The organism is Knoellia sp. B-D-2, assembly GCF_057714695.1.
Genome location: NZ_CM173189.1, coordinates 1788181 through 1804077, shown reverse-complemented (window position 1 = coordinate 1804077; position 15897 = coordinate 1788181). Strand labels below are relative to the sequence as shown.

General features: G+C 72.3%; 16 protein-coding genes. 6 read left to right on the top strand and 10 right to left on the bottom strand.

The window, feature by feature from the left end:
• Positions 1-69: 69 nt before the first annotated feature.
• Complete coding sequence (locus tag AC3EU2_RS08635; protein ID WP_488179295.1) at positions 70-1719, top strand: ABC-F family ATP-binding cassette domain-containing protein; 1650 nt, start codon at positions 70-72, stop codon at positions 1717-1719.
• Here AC3EU2_RS08635 and AC3EU2_RS08630 read toward each other — a convergent pair.
• The 3 genes from AC3EU2_RS08630 to AC3EU2_RS08620 form a co-directional block, all read right to left on the bottom strand.
• On the bottom strand, positions 1706-2893 hold the full coding sequence (locus AC3EU2_RS08630; protein WP_488179463.1) for a cupin domain-containing protein: 1188 nt from the start codon (positions 2891-2893) through the stop codon (positions 1706-1708). The genes AC3EU2_RS08635 and AC3EU2_RS08630 overlap by 14 nt on opposite strands.
• Before the next feature lie 77 nt (positions 2894-2970).
• Positions 2971-3249: a BatC protein gene (locus AC3EU2_RS08625; RefSeq protein ID WP_488179294.1), complete on the bottom strand. Its 279-nt coding sequence runs from the start codon at positions 3247-3249 to the stop codon at positions 2971-2973.
• A gap of 103 nt (positions 3250-3352) precedes the next feature.
• Positions 3353-4585 (bottom strand): glucose-1-phosphate adenylyltransferase family protein, encoded by a 1233-nt coding sequence (locus AC3EU2_RS08620; protein WP_488179293.1) that lies wholly within the window; start codon positions 4583-4585, stop codon positions 3353-3355.
• A gap of 64 nt (positions 4586-4649) precedes the next feature.
• Between AC3EU2_RS08620 and AC3EU2_RS08615 the strand changes: the two genes are divergently transcribed.
• The 3 genes from AC3EU2_RS08615 to AC3EU2_RS08605 are packed head-to-tail and all read left to right on the top strand — an operon-like array spanning position 4650 to position 7134.
• A complete protein-coding gene (locus AC3EU2_RS08615) occupies positions 4650-5906 on the top strand; it encodes a saccharopine dehydrogenase family protein (RefSeq protein WP_488179292.1) in 1257 nt (418 codons plus the stop codon).
• Positions 5903-6649, top strand: a complete 747-nt coding sequence (locus AC3EU2_RS08610; RefSeq protein ID WP_488179291.1) for a lysoplasmalogenase family protein — start codon at positions 5903-5905, stop codon at positions 6647-6649. Before AC3EU2_RS08615 ends, AC3EU2_RS08610 begins: the two co-directional genes overlap by 4 nt.
• Positions 6646-7134, top strand: coding sequence for an N-acetyltransferase family protein (locus tag AC3EU2_RS08605; protein WP_488179290.1), 489 nt, complete (start codon positions 6646-6648; stop codon positions 7132-7134). Before AC3EU2_RS08610 ends, AC3EU2_RS08605 begins: the two co-directional genes overlap by 4 nt.
• A gap of 46 nt (positions 7135-7180) precedes the next feature.
• Here AC3EU2_RS08605 and AC3EU2_RS08600 read toward each other — a convergent pair whose 3' ends face one another.
• The 7 genes from AC3EU2_RS08600 to AC3EU2_RS08570 all read right to left on the bottom strand — a co-directional run bounded on the left by AC3EU2_RS08600 (position 7181) and on the right by AC3EU2_RS08570 (position 13125).
• Positions 7181-7507 (bottom strand): hypothetical protein, encoded by a 327-nt coding sequence (locus AC3EU2_RS08600; protein ID WP_488179289.1) that lies wholly within the window; start codon positions 7505-7507, stop codon positions 7181-7183.
• 237 nt (positions 7508-7744) lie between these two features.
• Positions 7745-8500, bottom strand: coding sequence for an SDR family oxidoreductase (locus tag AC3EU2_RS08595; RefSeq protein ID WP_488179288.1), 756 nt, complete (start codon positions 8498-8500; stop codon positions 7745-7747).
• A 14-nt stretch (positions 8501-8514) separates the two neighbouring features.
• Positions 8515-9204, bottom strand: coding sequence for a histidine phosphatase family protein (locus tag AC3EU2_RS08590; RefSeq protein WP_488179287.1), 690 nt, complete (start codon positions 9202-9204; stop codon positions 8515-8517).
• Positions 9201-10316, bottom strand: a complete 1116-nt coding sequence (locus AC3EU2_RS08585; RefSeq protein ID WP_488179286.1) for a phosphotransferase family protein — start codon at positions 10314-10316, stop codon at positions 9201-9203. Before AC3EU2_RS08585 ends, AC3EU2_RS08590 begins: the two co-directional genes overlap by 4 nt.
• A complete protein-coding gene (locus AC3EU2_RS08580) occupies positions 10309-11151 on the bottom strand; it encodes an SDR family NAD(P)-dependent oxidoreductase (RefSeq protein ID WP_488179285.1) in 843 nt (280 codons plus the stop codon). Before AC3EU2_RS08580 ends, AC3EU2_RS08585 begins: the two co-directional genes overlap by 8 nt.
• On the bottom strand, positions 11148-12416 hold the full coding sequence (locus AC3EU2_RS08575) for an acyl-CoA dehydrogenase family protein (RefSeq protein WP_488179284.1): 1269 nt from the start codon (positions 12414-12416) through the stop codon (positions 11148-11150). Before AC3EU2_RS08575 ends, AC3EU2_RS08580 begins: the two co-directional genes overlap by 4 nt.
• Before the next feature lie 25 nt (positions 12417-12441).
• The gene (locus AC3EU2_RS08570) at positions 12442-13125 is read right to left on the bottom strand and encodes a hypothetical protein (RefSeq protein WP_488179283.1); all 684 of its coding nucleotides are present in this window, start codon (positions 13123-13125) and stop codon (positions 12442-12444) included.
• Positions 13126-13339: 214 nt separating this feature from the next.
• On the opposite strand from AC3EU2_RS08570, the gene AC3EU2_RS08565 reads away from it, so the two are divergent.
• Both AC3EU2_RS08565 and AC3EU2_RS08560 read left to right on the top strand, forming a co-directional pair.
• Complete coding sequence (locus tag AC3EU2_RS08565; protein WP_488179282.1) at positions 13340-15226, top strand: sensor histidine kinase; 1887 nt, start codon at positions 13340-13342, stop codon at positions 15224-15226.
• Positions 15223-15897, top strand: coding sequence for a response regulator (locus AC3EU2_RS08560; protein WP_488179281.1), 675 nt, complete (start codon positions 15223-15225; stop codon positions 15895-15897). The genes AC3EU2_RS08565 and AC3EU2_RS08560 overlap by 4 nt, the downstream gene beginning before the upstream one ends.

The window sequence follows — 15897 nt, the reverse complement described above, 5'->3', positions numbered from 1 at the left end:
GGACCCCCGACTCGTCGAGGGACCCCCGACCCGTCGAGGAGCCGCCCCGTGCGGACCTAGTCTGTGCGGGTGAGCGCAACCCTCGTGGCCAAGGACCTGTCCGGAGGACACGCCCACCGCACCCTCTTCGAGCACCTCGACCTCACCGTGGCCCCGGGCGACGTCGTCGGCGTGGTCGGCGCCAACGGTGCGGGCAAGACCACGCTCCTGCGCCTCCTCGCCGGCGAGACGGCCCCGCTGGCCGGCACCATCACGACGGCTCCCCGCGACGCGTTCGTCGGGTGGTTGCCGCAGGAGCACGAACGCGTCCCCGGCGAGACCGTGCGCGACTACCTCGCCCGACGCACGGGAGCCACCGCCGCGACCGAGACGATGGAGTCGGCGGCGGCGGCGCTCGGCGGCTCCGCAGGCAGCGGGAGCGCCGAAGCGGACGAGGCCTATGCCGTCGCCCTCGACCACTGGCTCGCGAGCGGCGCCCCGGACCTCGAGGACCGCGTCCCCGCCATGCTCGGCGAGCTCGGGCTCGACGTGGGCCACGACGCCCTCATGACCTCGCTGTCGGGCGGCCAGGCGGCCCGGGCGGCGCTGGCGGCCCTGCTGCTCAGCCGTTTCGACGTCGTCCTGCTCGACGAGCCGACCAACGACCTCGACCTCGCCGGGCTCGACCGGCTGGAGGCGTTCGTGCGCGGCCTCCGCGGTGGCGTCGTGCTCGTCTCGCACGACCGCGAGTTCCTGTCGCGCTGCGTCACCCGCATCGTCGAGCTCGACCTCGCCCAGGGCTCCGTCGCCGTCCACGACGGTGGCTACGAGTCCTGGCTCGAGGAGCGCGAGATCGCCCGCCGTCACGCCCGCGAGGCGTACGAGGAGTTCGCCGGGACCAAGGCCGACCTCGAGTCACGAGCGCGCACCCAGCGCGAGTGGAGCAGCAAGGGCGTGCGCAACGCGGTGAGGAAGAGCCCGGACAACGACAAGATCCGGCGCGCCGCGAGCATCGACTCCGCCGAGAAGCAGGCCCGCAAGGTGCGCCAGATGGAGTCGCGGATCGCTCGGCTCGACGAGGTCGAGGAGCCCCGCAAGGAGTGGGTCCTCCAGTTCTCCATCGGCGACGCCCCGCGCTCGAGCTCGGTCGTCGCCACGCTCAACGACGCGACGCTGCGTCGGGGCGACTTCACCCTGGGTCCGGTCTCGCTCCAGGTCGACGCGGGCGACCGCATCGGCATCACCGGGCCCAACGGCGCCGGCAAGACGACGCTGCTCGGGCTCCTCCTCGGACGGCTCACCCCCGACAGCGGCAGCTCCAGCCTCGGTGCCAGCGTGGCCATCGGCGAGATCGACCAGGCGCGCACGGGGCTGCGGGACGACCTGTCGCTCGCCGACGCGTTCGGCGAGGCCGTGCCCGACCTCGTGCCCGCGGAGCGGCGCACCCTGCTGGCGAAGTTCGGCCTCCGCGCGGACCAGGTGACGAGCCCGGTCTCACGGCTCTCCCCGGGCGAGCGGACCCGGGCCGCCATGGCGCTGCTCCAGGCGCGCGGCGTCAACCTCCTCGTGCTCGACGAGCCGACCAACCACCTCGACCTCCCAGCCATCGAGCAGCTCGAGGAGGCGCTGGACTCCTACGACGGCGCCCTGCTCCTCGTCTCGCACGACCGCCGGCTGCTCGAGAACGTCGCCCTCGACCAGCGCTGGCACGTCGACGCCGGTCGGGTCACGCGCCCCTGACGTCCGCGGGGACGATGAGGCCCGCGAGAGCCAGACGTCGCCGCAGCCCGTGGTCGAGCTCCGCCGGGTCGCGTATGCCGTCGAGCACCTCCGCGACCGCCTCGCGTTCGTGCGGGCCGAGGACCAGACGACCCACCCGGCTGACGAGGACGGCGTCCTCGCCCTCGCCCCCGCCGTCGGCCCAGTGGGCCGCGAGGCCACGCCGCAGACGCCAGGGGGAGGTCTCGTCGTCGGCCCGTCGCGTCTGGGCGAGCACGCCCAGCGGCTCCGCCCGCTGGGCCCCGCGCACCGCGGAGCGCAGGGCCTCGGTAACCTCGTCGGCACCGACGTCCCGCAGCGCCTTCTCGACGAGCTCCCGGACGAGCTGGACGTCGGCGTCGGCGTCGATCGTCGAGGACCCCGAGCGTCCGCCCGCGAGGGGCAGGCTGCGCCGCGCCTCGACGTCCGCGGCCAGCCGGGCGCCGACGCGCGACAGGAGGGTGTCGACGAGGTGGCGACGCGTCCACGTGTGCACGCCGACGGTGAGGTGGACGCTCGTCCCACCCAGGGCCGTCGCGGAGTGGAGCCAGCCGCGCGGTAGGTAGAGGCAGTCGCCCGGCGCGAGGGTCGCCTCGATGAGTGGCTCGGCCTCGGCAGCGCGCGCGACCTCGTCGCGCCGCTGCTCCCATGGCTGGTCGCGCAGCGGCGCCTCGAGCACCGGCGGCCGGATCCGCCACCGTTTCTCGCCGGTGACCTGGAGGACGAACACGTCGTGGACGTCGTAGTGGTCGGAGAAGCCCTGGTTCTGGGGCGGCGTGACGTAGGCGTTGACCTGCACCGGGTGGCCGAGGTCGTCCCCGAGGTCCGCGGAGAACTGCTGGATCGGCGCCCAGGTCCGGTGCAGCGCCTGCAGGACCAGGGTGGCGCCCGCGGCGAACTCACGCAGGACGCGGTCCTCGCTCAGCTGGTCGCCGATGGACGCCCCGACACCCCCGCCGAGGGTGAAGGTCCGGTCCGCGAGCGTGGCGCCGTCCCGGGCCATGCGCGCGAAGGGCGTCCGGAGGCCGCGGCGGGCCACGAGCTCGTCGACCGCGGCGGTGCCGAAGAGGTCGGCGAAGTCGCGGGGCAGGTCCGCGGCACGGGTGAGGAGGGGCGCCCTGGACCAGACGTCGGCAGCGAAGTCCGCGGACGGCATACCCACGAGTCGTTCGAGTGCGGAAGGACCCGCGACCGGGGCGTCAGCCACCGGTCGCGGGTCCGTGGGCGCCTCGGTCACTGCGAGCCGTCGGCCCCGCCGTCGGCGCCGCCGTCGTGCTCACCGGGGACCGCCGGCTCACCCGCACCGCTGTCGGCCGGGCCCTCGGCGTCGTCCGACCCGCCCTGGCCCTCGTCCGCGCCACCGTCGGCGCCCCCGTCGTGCTCACCGGGCAGCGCCGGCTCACCCGCACCGCTGTCGGCGGGGCCCTCGGCCCCCGAGCCGGTCATGCCGTCTCCGCTGCCGAAGGACTGGACGTCCTCGGAGCTCGTGTCACTCGTCGGGTCTTGCGTCATGGCAAACCTCCCAGTTGGTGTCCGGCACCCGCGCGGCGCCGGTTCTCCTGTCTACCATCCGGGATCGCGACGACGGCCTCGCGAGCCCGACCGAATCTGCAGGTCAGGCGGTGGATCCGGGCTCGAGCCGGGCCCCGGGCGCGATGACCGCGCCTCGGGTGACGCGGCTGTCCCGGCCGACGAGGACCAGCCGGTCGTCGCCGATCCGCGAGCCGGGGGGTGTCGCTCCCACACGGGCCCCACGTCCGATGCTGCAGCGCGAGTCGACGACGGCGGCCCGCACCTCGGCGCCGGCCTCGACCACCGTCTGGGCGAAGACGACCGAGTCCTCGACCACGGCTCCCTTGGCGACCCGCACCCCGGGGCCGATGACGCTGCCGACCACGGTGCCGGCGATGTCGGCCCCGGCACTGAGGACGGAGTGCTCGACCGTGGCGCTGCGGCGCACCAGGGCCGACGGCAGCTCGGGCCAGCGGGTGAGGATCGGCCACTGCGGGTCGTCGAAGACGTCGACCCGACCGGCGAGCAGGTCCCGGTGGGCGGCGACGTACTCGCTCGGCGTCCCGAGGTCACGCCAGTACCCGGGGAGGGCGAACGCGTGCACCGAGCCGTCATGCACGAGACGTGGGATGAGGTGCTCGCCGAAGTCGCCGATACCGGAGTCGTCGCCGTCGGCCGCGTCAACCCGCTCGGCGCGCAGGTCCTCGAGGGCCGCGGCGAGGCGCGAGGGGTTGTAGGCGAAGATCTCGGCGGCGATCGTGGACGCCTTCGGGTTGTCCGGCTTGTAGTCGAGCCCGGTGACGACGCCGCCGGTCCCGACCTCCACGACGGCCTTGGCCGCCGCCTGCGCGCGCGAGACCTCGGTCGTGACCACGGTGCACGACGACCCGGTGTCGAGGTGCTGGTCGACGACGTCGCGCAGGTCGAGGCTGAAGACCTGGTCGGCGCTGAGGACGAGGACGACGTCGGCGCCGAAGTCCCGGATCGAGTCGAGGTTGCGATAGAGGTCGTCGCCGTTGCCCTCGCTGAAACCGGACTGGGCCGCCGACCCGCTGCCCTCCTCGGGCGGGAGCCACTGCAGCCCGCCCCGGGTGCGGTCGAGGTCCCACGGCCGGCCGGCGGCGACGTGCTTGTGCAGGCTCGTGGCGAGGTACTGCACGGACAGCCACACGTCGGTGACCCCGCTGTGCGCGAGCGACGACAGGGCGAAGTCGACGAGCTGGTACTGACCGGCATACGGAAGGGCCGGCTTGGCGCGCTCGCGGGTGAGGACGTCCATGCGCGAGCCCTGGCCGCCGGCCTGGACGATGGCCAGCACCTTGGGTCGCCGAGTCATGGGCCCCACTCTGCCCCACCCGGCGGTGTGCGAGGCCATGCGGGACATCGCCTAGATTCGGGCGATGAGCACTGAGCGTGAGTTCGACCTCGTCCTTGTCGGCGCGACCGGCTTCGTCGGCCGCCTGACCGCCGGACACCTCGCGGAGCACGCCCCGTCCGGGGTGCGCGTCGCGCTGGCGGGTCGGTCGCAGGAGCGGCTCGACGCGGTGCGCTCGTCGCTCCCCCACCGGGCTGAGGAGTGGCCGCTCGTCGTCGTCGACACGACGGACGCCGCCGCGGTTGCCGACCTCGCCGCCCGCACGCGGGTCGTCGTCACCACCGTGGGCCCGTACGCGAAGCTCGGTATGCCGCTCGCGTCCGCCTGCGCGGTGGCCGGCACGCACTACGCGGACCTCACCGGAGAGGTGCTCTTCGTCCGCGACAGCATCGACGCCAACCACGAGGAGGCGGAGCGGACCGGGGCGAGGATCGTCCACGCGTGCGGCTTCGACTCGATCCCGTCCGACCTCGGGGTCTGGAGGACCGCGCAGCGCGTCGCCGCCGACGGTGAGGGCACGCTCGGCGAGACCGTCCTGCACGTCCGCAGCCTGAGAGGCGGGGTGAGCGGCGGCACGATCGACTCGATGCGCAACCAGGCCATCGAGTCCGCCGACCCCGTCCGCCGCCGGGCCGTCACGGACCCGCACGGGCTCAGCCCCGACCGCGGCGCCGAGCCGCCGTCGCGCAACCGGCCGACCGACGACTTCGGCCTCCTCGGCAAGGTGCAGGCGGTCACGGGCACCCGCTACGACAGCGTGACGAAGCGCTGGGTCGCGCCGTTCTTCATGGCGTCCTTCAACACGCGGATCGTGCGGCGCAGCAACGCCCTCACCGACTGGTCCTACGGTCGCGAGTTCCGCTACGACGAGGTCATGGACACCGGCCGCGGACCGGTGGGCGCCGTCAAGGCCGGCCTCACGTCCGCCGTCCTCGGCGGCCTCTTCGCGGGGATGTCGTCGGCGCCGACCCGTCGGCTGCTCGACGTCGTGCTGCCCAAGCCGGGCGAGGGTCCGTCCGAGGAGACGATGGAGAACGGCCGGTTCGTCATGGACGTCGAGACGACGACGACGACGGGTGCCCGCTACCGGACCCGGGTGGGTGCGGCGTACGACCCCGGCTACTCCGGCACGGCGATCATGCTCGGGCAGGCGGGCCTGTCGTTGGTGCTCGACGAGCTGCCTTCCGGCGGAGGCGTGCTCACGCCTGCGGTGGCGTTCGGTGACGCCCTCGTCTCCCGGCTCGAGGGCAACGACTTCGAGTTCACGACGAGCCGCCGGTGACGGGCGCCCCGGCGGTCGGCCGCGTGGGCGCCCGGCGAGGGGACCTGGTGGCCTACGTCCCGCTCGCGGCGGTGACCACGGCGGCCGTCGTGCTGGGGCGCGAACGCGCTCATCTCGCGAGCAAGATGCTGCTGGCTCCGAGCCTGGCTGCCGGCGTCTTGGCGACTCGTCACCAGCGGTCCCGGGGTAGAAGCGCCACCCTGCTCGTCGCGCTCGCCGGGTCGACCGTGGGGGACTGGTACATGAACGCGTCCGGCCGGGAGGTCTCCGACGAGGCGCGCCGCCGCGGGCTGCTGCGCCGGGGTGCGGGGGCGTTCGCCGTCCAGCAGGCCGGACTCATCCGCCTCCTGCTCGCCGACGGCGTCCGCCCCCGGGCGCTGCCGGCCACCGTCGTGGGCGCCACCATGGCGGCTCTCGCCGTCAGCGACAGCCTCGCCAACGACGGACGGCCAGACCCGGTGCTCAGCGGCTACGGCGCGCTGCTCGGCTCCATGGCGGCACTCGCGACGAGCGACGTCGTGGCACCGCGAGGTCGACGTGCCGTGCTGCTCGGTGGCGGGCTCTTCCTGATCTCCGACGCGACGATCATCCTCGGGGAGCAGCTGGCCACCTCCCCGCGACAGGAGGTCGTCGTGTCCGGCATCGTCATGGCGACGTATGCCGCAGCCCTGGCACTGCTCGTCCACGGCCTGCGCGACGAGCCGCTGCGCGTCACGCACGAACCGAGGGGCACGGCCGCGTGATCATCCGCGAGGTCACCGAGGACGACTGGGTCGAGTTCTTCCCGACGTTCACCGAGATCGTCGAGGCCGGTGAGACCTACGCCTTCCCGATCGGGCTCTCCCTCGACGAGGCGCGCGGCTGGTGGGTCGAGAAACCACCGGGGGTGACGGTCGTGGCGGTGGGTGACGACGGCGAGGTGTTGGGGTCGGCCAAGTCGGGCCCGAACCGGCCGGGCCGCGGGTCCCACGTGGCCACCGGGTCGTTCATGGTGACCAGCTCGGCTCGCGGTCGTGGTGTCGGGCGGGCGCTGGGCGAGTGGGTGATCGCTTGGGCTCGTGAGCACGGTTATGCCGCAATGCAGTTCAATGCGGTCGTCGAGACGAACACGGTCGCGGTGAAGCTGTGGCAGGACCTTGGCTTCACCATCATCGGGACCGTGCCGGAGACCTTCGACAGCAGGGCTCACGGCCGGGTCGGCCTGCACGTCATGCACCGCCGCCTCTGACGGCGAGCCCAGCACTCGACTGGTCCGAGTCGTCGGGAACCGCTGTTCAGCCGACCGCGACGCTCTTGTAGCGGATGTAGTGACCGGCGTCGCACGATGCCGAGGAGGTCGACTTGACGCCCTGTGTTCGCCACGGGCCGAACCTCGTGTAGGCCGACTGGCCGTAGACCACACTGCAGGTGATCCGCGCCCGATACCGGGTTCCGGTCACGCCGGCGTCCGGGCACCACGCGAGCATGGTGTTGCCCGTGGACGACAGTTTGCAGAGCGAGCTGGCCTGCGCCGGCTGGGCGGCGGCGACGGAACCCGCCATCGCTGCAACGGCGACGAACGACGCCACGACGCTCTGGCTGAACAAGGTCTTCCCTGACATGCTGACGCTCCTGTGGTCCTCGGATGTGGTGCGGCCGTTGCGCCCGGCGCGCCCCTCCACGCGCCGGGTGCGGACGACTCGGACAGCACACGTGCTGCCGCTGCGAGCCTGCCAGTGGCTTGGCCCACGCGCAGCATCGAGACACGAAGTCCGCGGTTTCGTGGGGTTCCGACGTCAACGTGCAGCGGGTCACCCGGTCAGAGCTCTCCGCGGCGAATGCGCGGTTCGGTCAGGGCGTCAGGTGAGCTTGCGGACGATCCCGAGCGGAAGGTGGCGCATCGCGGTGCCGAGGGGCTTCCACGGCCAGGCAGGGACACGTGCGGTGTCGACGCCCTTCTCGATCGCCTCGACGATGCCGCGCACACCGGTCTCGGTGTCGACCATGAACTTCGTCCGCTGCTCGACCTTCTCGTTCATCTCGGACCGGATGTAGCCGGGGTAGATCGTCGACACGGTGACGTCGAGGTCGGGCTTGTCGCGCATCTCGAGCCGGATGCCCTCGGCGAGGTGGGCGATCCCGGCCTTGGTCGCGGCATACGTCGTCACGGTCTTGGGCATCCCGCGCATCGCCGACATCGACGAGATGACGACGAGGTGACCGCGCTTGCGCGCCCGGAAGATCTCCATCGCGGCCTCGCACTGCGCCAGCGCACCGATGAAGTTCGTCATCGCCGTCGCCCTGTTCGCGGCATACCCACCGACGCCGATCGGCGCTCCCTTTCCCAGCCCAGCGTTGACCACCACCCGGTCGACGCCACCGAGCTCGGTGTCGAACTCGTGGAACACACGGAACACCGCCTCGTCATCGGTCACGTCGAGCGCCTTGAAAGCGACGACCCGATCGGGATGCTCACCCAAGATCTCTGCGCGCAGCTCGTCGAGCCGCTCGGTTCGGCGTGCACACAGCGCGAGGTCGTGGCCGCGGGCGGCGAGCTGGCGGGCGAGCTCGGCTCCGATGCCCGAGCTGGCTCCGGTGATCAGGGTGGTGGTCATGAGCAGGGTTCTCCTCAGCGGGTGGTGAGCAGGTCGGGAGCGCGCTCGAGGTGGGACGTGTCGTTGAAGGTGCGCAGGACCGGCCCCGTCGCACCCACGGACAGCGTGGTGAGCGAGGCGTTGGCGATGACGCGCTGCAGCGAGGTCCAGACCGGCGACCCGCCTCCCAGCAGTGCGGCCGCCACCCAGGAGATCGTCCCCGCCGAGCTGATGACGACCGCGGTCTCGCCGCGGCCGACGTTCTCGGACAGGGATGTCAGCCCGGCGAGGACGCGCTCACCGAATGCGGAGAACGGCTCCTCGTAGTCGTCCTCGTGTCCGCCGGCGACCCAGCGTTCGGTGGCCACGGCATACATCTCGTCGAAGGCTCGGTGCGGGCGCAGGGTGCGCGCGAGGTCGGCCTTCATCAGCGCCATCGAGCGGTAGGCGGGCCGGTAGGCGGTGAGGATCGCCGTGTGCGCGTACTCGTCCCACGCCTTGTCGGTCACGACGTCCGCCGCCCAGCCGGCTTCGTCCACCAGGTCGGCGGCCGTGTCGCGCTGGCGCCGCATGGAGCCCGTGACGACACGGGAGGCCTCCACCCCGCGAGCGGCGAGCTCACGGCCGACCTCCCGGGCCTGCTCGTGGCCGAGCTCGGAGAGGTTGTCGTAGTCCTTCTTGCCCCACGACGCCTGGCCGTGGCGGACGAGGATGATCCGGCTCATCGCCGACCCGTCCGTCGCGCGCGGCGCTGCTGCCGGAGCAGCATCCGGCACCGGACGTCGAGGTAGAGCACGAACCAGCGCATCCGCTTCGCCTGCGGGTTGCTCGTCTCGCCGCGGTAGGTGCGCAGGTAGATCTGCTGGGCGATGACGGCGAGGCGGAACAGCCCGAACATCTCGTAGAACGCCCACCGCTGCGCGTCCATAGTGATGCCCATGCGGTCGCAGTAGTAGCGGACCGCCTCGACCCGGGTCAGCATGCCGGGGGTGTGGGTCGGCTGCAGCCGGAGCTGCTTGGCGACCGGGTCGTCGCTCGCCTGGACCCAGTACGCCATGGCCCCGCCAAGGTCCATGAGCGGGTCGCCGACGGTCGCCATCTCCCAGTCGAGGACGCCGACGATGCGGGTCGGGTCGTCGTCGGCGAGGACGAGGTTGTCGAAGCGGAAGTCGTTGTGGATGAGCACCTGACCCACGTCGTCGGGGCGGTGGGCCTCGAGCCACGCCATGACCGGTTCGAACGACCCGACGTTGGGCGTGCGGGCCCTGCGGTATCGCGCGGACCACCCGGTCACCTGCCGCTCGACGTAGCCCGGGCCGCGACCCAGGCCGTCGAGCCCCGCGCCGGCGACGTCCACCCGGTGCAGGTCGACGAGGGTGTCGAGGGCGTGCAGGCACAGCCGGGTGACGTCGTCGGGCGCCAGGCCGAGCGAGGCCGGGACGTCACGACGCAGGATCGTCCCGACGAGGCGCTCCATGACGTAGAACTCGGAGCCGATGACCGACTCATCGCCGCAGTGGACGACGATCCGCGGGACCCGGTCGTAGACCGTGCCGAGGGCTGCCTGGATGCTGCTCTCACGGCGCATGTCGTGGGCGCCCTTGGCCTTGGTGCCGATCGGGGGTCGGCGCAGGATGAGGTCGCGCGTCGGGTAGCGCAGCAGGTAGGTGAGGTTGGACGCACCACCGGAGAACTGCCGCACCTCGGGGGTCCCCTCGAGCCCGCGCTCGCCGGGCGCGTGCTCGCGCAGCCAGGGGGCCAGGACCTCGACGTCGAACGCGTCCTCGTCGCGCACGGCGACAGCGTTGCGCGGGGTCGAGGGGGAGACGTCAGCCATCGCCGGACTTCCGGGCGAGCTTCTGCCCCGCCCTGGTGGCCATGGCGTCGTATGCCGGCCGCACCAGCCGCTTGGTCCAGAAGGCCTGCCGCCCGAGCCGGTCGGTGAGGATGACCCGCCGGTGCCGGTCGATCCCCTTGAGGACGATCTCGGCCACCTCGTCCGCGCTCATCGAGGCCCGGGTGATGAGCTTGAGCGCGGTCTCCTCCATCGCGGTGTCCTTGCCCTGGAGAGACTCGTGGAGGTTGGTCCTGAAGAATGCCGGGCACACCACGGACACGTGGATGCCCCACGGTGCGAGCTCGAAGCCCAGCGTCTCGGACAGCGCGACGACGCCGGCCTTGGCGGCGTTGTAGGACGACATGCCGGGTCCGTGGATGAGGCCGGCGAGCGAGGCGGTGTTGACGATGTGACCGGAGCGCTGCTCCTTGAACAGGGGCGTGAAGGTCTGGCAAGCCCGCACGACACCCAGCAGGTTGATGTCGAGGACCCGCTCCCAGTCGGAGATCGACTCGACGTCGATGCGGCCACCCGTGGCCACTCCGGCGTTGTTGACGAGGACGTCGAGCCCGCCCCATCCGTCACGAACGTGGGCCAGCGCGGCGTCCCAGTCCTGCTGGCTGCGCACGTCGAGCCGGAGGTAGTCGGCTGCCTCGGGCACCGAGGCCGGTCGCGACTCGGCGAGGTCGCCCACGAGCACGCGGTCACCCCGTCCGAGGCAGGCGGTGGCCAGCGCGAGCCCGAGTCCTGAGGCCCCACCGGTGATGAGGACCCGGCGGCCCGGCGTGTCGCGGACCGGAGAGGAGGAATTGGCGAGTTGGGGACGGGAGCTCATGCCCGGCTCGCCTTCTCTGCGTAGGGGTGGAGCAGGATGCGGGCGATGACACCCAGGTGCACCTCGTCGGGGCCGTCGGCCAGTCGGAGCGAGCGGGCGTTGGCGTAGGCCGCCGAGAGCGGGAAGTCCTCGGACATCCCGGCACCACCGTGGAGCTGGATCGCCATGTCGATGACGTCGCAGGCCATCTGCGGGACGGCGACCTTGATCTCGCTGACGTCACTGAGGGCGCCTGCTGAACCTTTGCTGTCCAGCTTCCATGCGGCGTGGTGCACGAGGAGCCGAGCCTGGTTGATGGCGATGCGTGCGTGGGCGAGCCGCTCGCGGTTGCCGCCGAGGTTGGCGATCGGCTTGCCGAAGGCGGTCCGCGAGGTCGCCCGCTCACACGCCATCTCGAGGGCACGCTCGGCCAGGCCGACGAGACGCATGCAGTGGTGCACCCGGCCGGGCCCGAGGCGGCCCTGCGCGATCTCGAACGCGCGGCCCGGCCCGGCGATGATGTTGGTGACGGGCAGCCGCACGTCGGTGAGCGAGACCTCGCCGTGGCCGATCGGCTCGTCGTGCTGGCCGAAGGCCGAGAGCATCCGCTCGACCCTGACCCCGGGGTGGTCGAACGGCACGAGCACCATCGAGTGCCGGCCGTGGCGGTGCGCGTCCGGGTCGGTGACCCCCATGAAGATCGCGACCTTGCAGTCGGGGTTGCCGACGCCTGTCGACCACCACTTGGTGCCGTTGAGCACGACCTCGTCGCCGTCGACCGTCGCCGTGGCCTCCATGTTGGTCGCGTCGGACGAGGCGACCCCGGGCTCGGTCATGAGGAAGGCGCTGCGGATCCGGCCGTCGAGGAGTGGCTCCAGCCACTGCGCCTTCTGCTCGTCGGTGCCGTACTTGAGGAGCACCTCCATGTTGCCGGTGTCCGGGGCGTTGCAGTTGAAGACGAGCGGCGCCGAGAACGAACGACCCATCTCCTCGGCGATCGGGGCGTACTCGGCGTTCGTCAGACCGGCACCGCCGTCGGTCCCGAACTGCACGGCATAAGGGCCCTCGTGGCCGGCCGGGAGGAAGAGGTTCCACAGTCCCTGCTCGCGGGCCTTGAGCTGGAGCTCGGCGATGAGGGGGTGCGCGGGCCACGGGTCCTCACCGGCGGCCCGGCGGGCGGCGACGTCGGCCGCCATGACCGCCTCGGCCGGCTCGATCTCCGTGTCGACGAAGGCGCGGACACGCTGGGTCAGGTCGAGCGAGCGGTCCGACGGTGAGAAGTCCATGGACCCAACCTAGGTGAGCGCCCGCTTAGCCGGAAGAGGGGACGGTCCTCCCGGCGAAACGACGTGAGGTGGGTGCTGACCTCCCGGTGTTCCCACCCGTGGAGCGCGACGTCGCGACGTGGAGGGGGAGGTGGATGGCCAGGCCCGTCAGGGCAGCCACGTGGGCGGCGACCGCCGCCGCCAGCGGAGGCCCTTGGACGAAGGCCACGAGCCCGGCCAGCGACACCAGCAGCAGCACGGGAATCCATCTGGGCAAGGCTCGCGACACCAGCAGCCCCACCGCCAGGAGCAGCATCCCGACTCCCCATCCCACGACATGGACGAGCTCGGCCGCGATGAGGGGCGCAGAGCCCTCGACCGCTTCGACGACCCCGACCTGCTCCTGGAGGGGGGCTCCGCTGCGTGCGAGGTGGGGGAGGTAGACGCCGGCGGCATCGATCAGCGCAAGAGCGGTGCCGCCGGCAGCCAGCGCCAGGCCGGCCGCCCCGGCCAGGCGCGAGCGCCGACCGGTCATCCTGGTGAGACCGACTCCCGCAAGGGTCCAGGCCAGACCGGACAGCAGGAAGAGCGTGCCGGTCGTCACCCACCGACCCGGCTCCTTCGCCACCGCCCCCAGCAGCTCGCTGGTGCCGTCGGTTCCGGGGGTGAGGTCAAGGAGCATGGCCGACCCCATGAGGAGCGGGGCGACGACGAGGGCGACACGAGGCACGAGCTGAGCTCGTCGGTGGTGACTGGGACTGAGACTGGCGCTGGGACTGGACATGGTGACCTCCGCATGGTGATGGTGGGACGGAGCACCCACGGTGTCGGTGGACGGGCTGTGGGCGCATCCTGCTGACCGTCCGCCCGGGTGGCCCTGAGCAGGACCGGGGTTCCTCCCGAAGGAGGACGCGAGGGCCGAAGCCGTGTCCTATCGTGACAACGTGTCGTGGCCTCGCGAAGCTGCCCCGGCCCTCGCGCTGACCCTGGGTGCAGTCGTCGAGGCCGTCGCGGTGTACGGCCCGGACGGCGCTCGGTTGGCCCTCGCCATCCTCACCGCTCTTCCCCTCCTCTGGCGAGGCTCGCACCCCCGCCTCGTGTGGCTCGTCGTCACCTCGGCCTTCGTCGTGCAGCTGCCGTGGGCGTCGGCGCGTCTGTTCGAGGGCACCTTCGTCGGCTACCTCTGCCTGGTGGTCGCGGCCTACGCCCTGGGCCGGTTCGCCGCGCAGGGTTCGGCTCGCCCTTTGGGCGTCGTGGGCACGGTGGCGTGCGGCCTGGTGGTCGGGGTGAGCGACCGCAGCCTGTCGTCGGGCCTGCTGGCCGTGGGCATCCTCGGCTCCTTCGCGCTCACGGGTGAAGCGATCGCGTTGCGAGCGCGGGCTCGATCGCTGCTGGCGGCCCGGGCGAGCGAGATCGCGGACTCCATGGCGGCTGTCGCCGAGGCGAGGGCCCTGGAGGCGCGAGCCTTGGCCGCGACGTCGATCCAAGGTCTGCTGCACGGGCGGGTTCTCGCCATGACGGACGCCGCCCGGCGAGCCAGGCGCCTCATCCCGACGGATCCGACCAGGGCCACCGGGGTTGTCGCGCAGATCGAGGAAGAGGGGCGCCGAGCGCTGGCTGACATGCGGCGCACCCTCAGCGACATGCGGGCGACCGAGACGACAGCGAGTCATCCTACGTCGCCGCCGGACGTCGTTCCCGCGCGCGACTCGCTGGAACCGTGGTTGACCCTTGCGGTCCTCGGCCTCGCCATGACGGAGGCGTTCTTCCTGGGCCGGCACGCCGGTGTGGCCGCCCCGACCGCGTGCGCCCTCGCCGGCGCCATGGCGCTCCCCCTGCTGGCCCGGCGTTCTCGACCCATCGAGAGTGCCGTGCTCGGGTGGGCTGGGGCCTGCCTGTTCTCCCTCGTGGTGGGGGTCTCCACCGTCATGGTGGTCGTCGGGATGCTTCTCGCAGCCGCGGCAGGGCAGGCGCGCTCGAGGTCACGCCGATGGGTCCCGCTCGGTGTGGGAATCGCGGGAGTCGTCGGGGTGAATGCCGTGGGTGGGCCGTCCGGACAGGATGACCACGTCTTTCCCGTCCTGTTGCTGACGATGGCATGGGTGGGAGGAGCCGCCGCCCGCACCCAGCAGGCCCTGGTCGCCGAGGTCGCGGCGCAGGCCGACGAGCTGCATCGGACCCGCGAGCTGCGCGCGTCGGCGGCAGCCGTCGAGGAGCGCCTCCGCCTGGCCCGGGAGCTGCACGACGTCGTGGCCCATCACCTCGTGGTCATGGTGGTCCAGGCCGGGGCCGCTCGTCGCACGACCGACCGCGGCCGGTCGGGTGCGGTCGAGTCCCTCGGCGCCATCGAGCGAACCGGTGACGAGACCCTGGCGGAGCTCGACGCCCTCATGGCGCTCGTCACGCCGTCGGGGGCCGGATCCGGCCCCGCGCACGGGATGGGCGATCTTGCCCAGCTGGTCGACCGGGTCCGCGCCGGCGGGTTGGCCGTCGACGTGATCGTGGAGGGTGCCCCGAGAAGCCTGCCCGGGGGCCTCGACGTGGTCGCGCACCGGATCGTCCAGGAGTCGCTGACGAACGTGATCCGCCATGCGGAGGCGACCCGGGTCGAGGTGCGAGTTGCCTACCACCCGGATCGACTGACCCTCGAGATCGCTGACGACGGTCACGGGCTCCGGCCGGACGCACCCGCCGGACTCGGGGTCACGGGCATGCGCGAACGCGTCCGTCTCCACGGGGGGACGTTCGCCCTCGACGGCTGCTCCGGGCGTGGGGTGCAGGTCCGCGCGACGCTGCCCCTGGACGACTCGGCCGCCAGGACTCCGGCATGACGAGGTTGCGCGTCCTCATCGCCGACGACCAGGACCTGGTGCGCCATGGCCTCGCACTCATCCTGGAGGCCGAGGACGACATCGAGGTCGTGGCCGAGGTGGACGACGGGGCACGCGCCGTCCTTCGAGCACACGAGACCCAGCCGGACGTCGCCCTGCTCGACATCCGGATGCCGGTCCTCGACGGGCTCGAAGCCGCTCGACGCATCCTCAGCGCGCCCCACAACCGGACCCGAGTGGTGATGCTCACGACCTTCGACCTCGACGAGTACGTCTACGAGGCCCTGCGCATCGGCGCCAGCGGGTTCATGCTCAAGGACACCCCGGCCGAGCAGCTCGCTGCGGCGATCAGGGCGGTCGCCGGGGGCGAGTCGATCCTGGCTCCTGCGGTGACCGCGCGGCTGATTGCGCACTACACGCGGGACCGACGTCCGCGCACTGACCTGATGAGCAGGTTGACCGCCCGGGAGCGCGACGTGTTCGCCCTGCTGGCCCGCGGCTCGTCCAACCAGCAGATCGCGCGGGAGCTCTTCCTCGGGGAGACGACCGTCAAGACGCACGTGGCCCGCGTGCTCGCCAAGCTCGGCCAACGAGACCGGGTGCAGGCCGTGGTCTACGCCTATGAGAACGGTCTGGTCCAACCGCGCGGCGCCGGCGGAACCGAGCGCTGA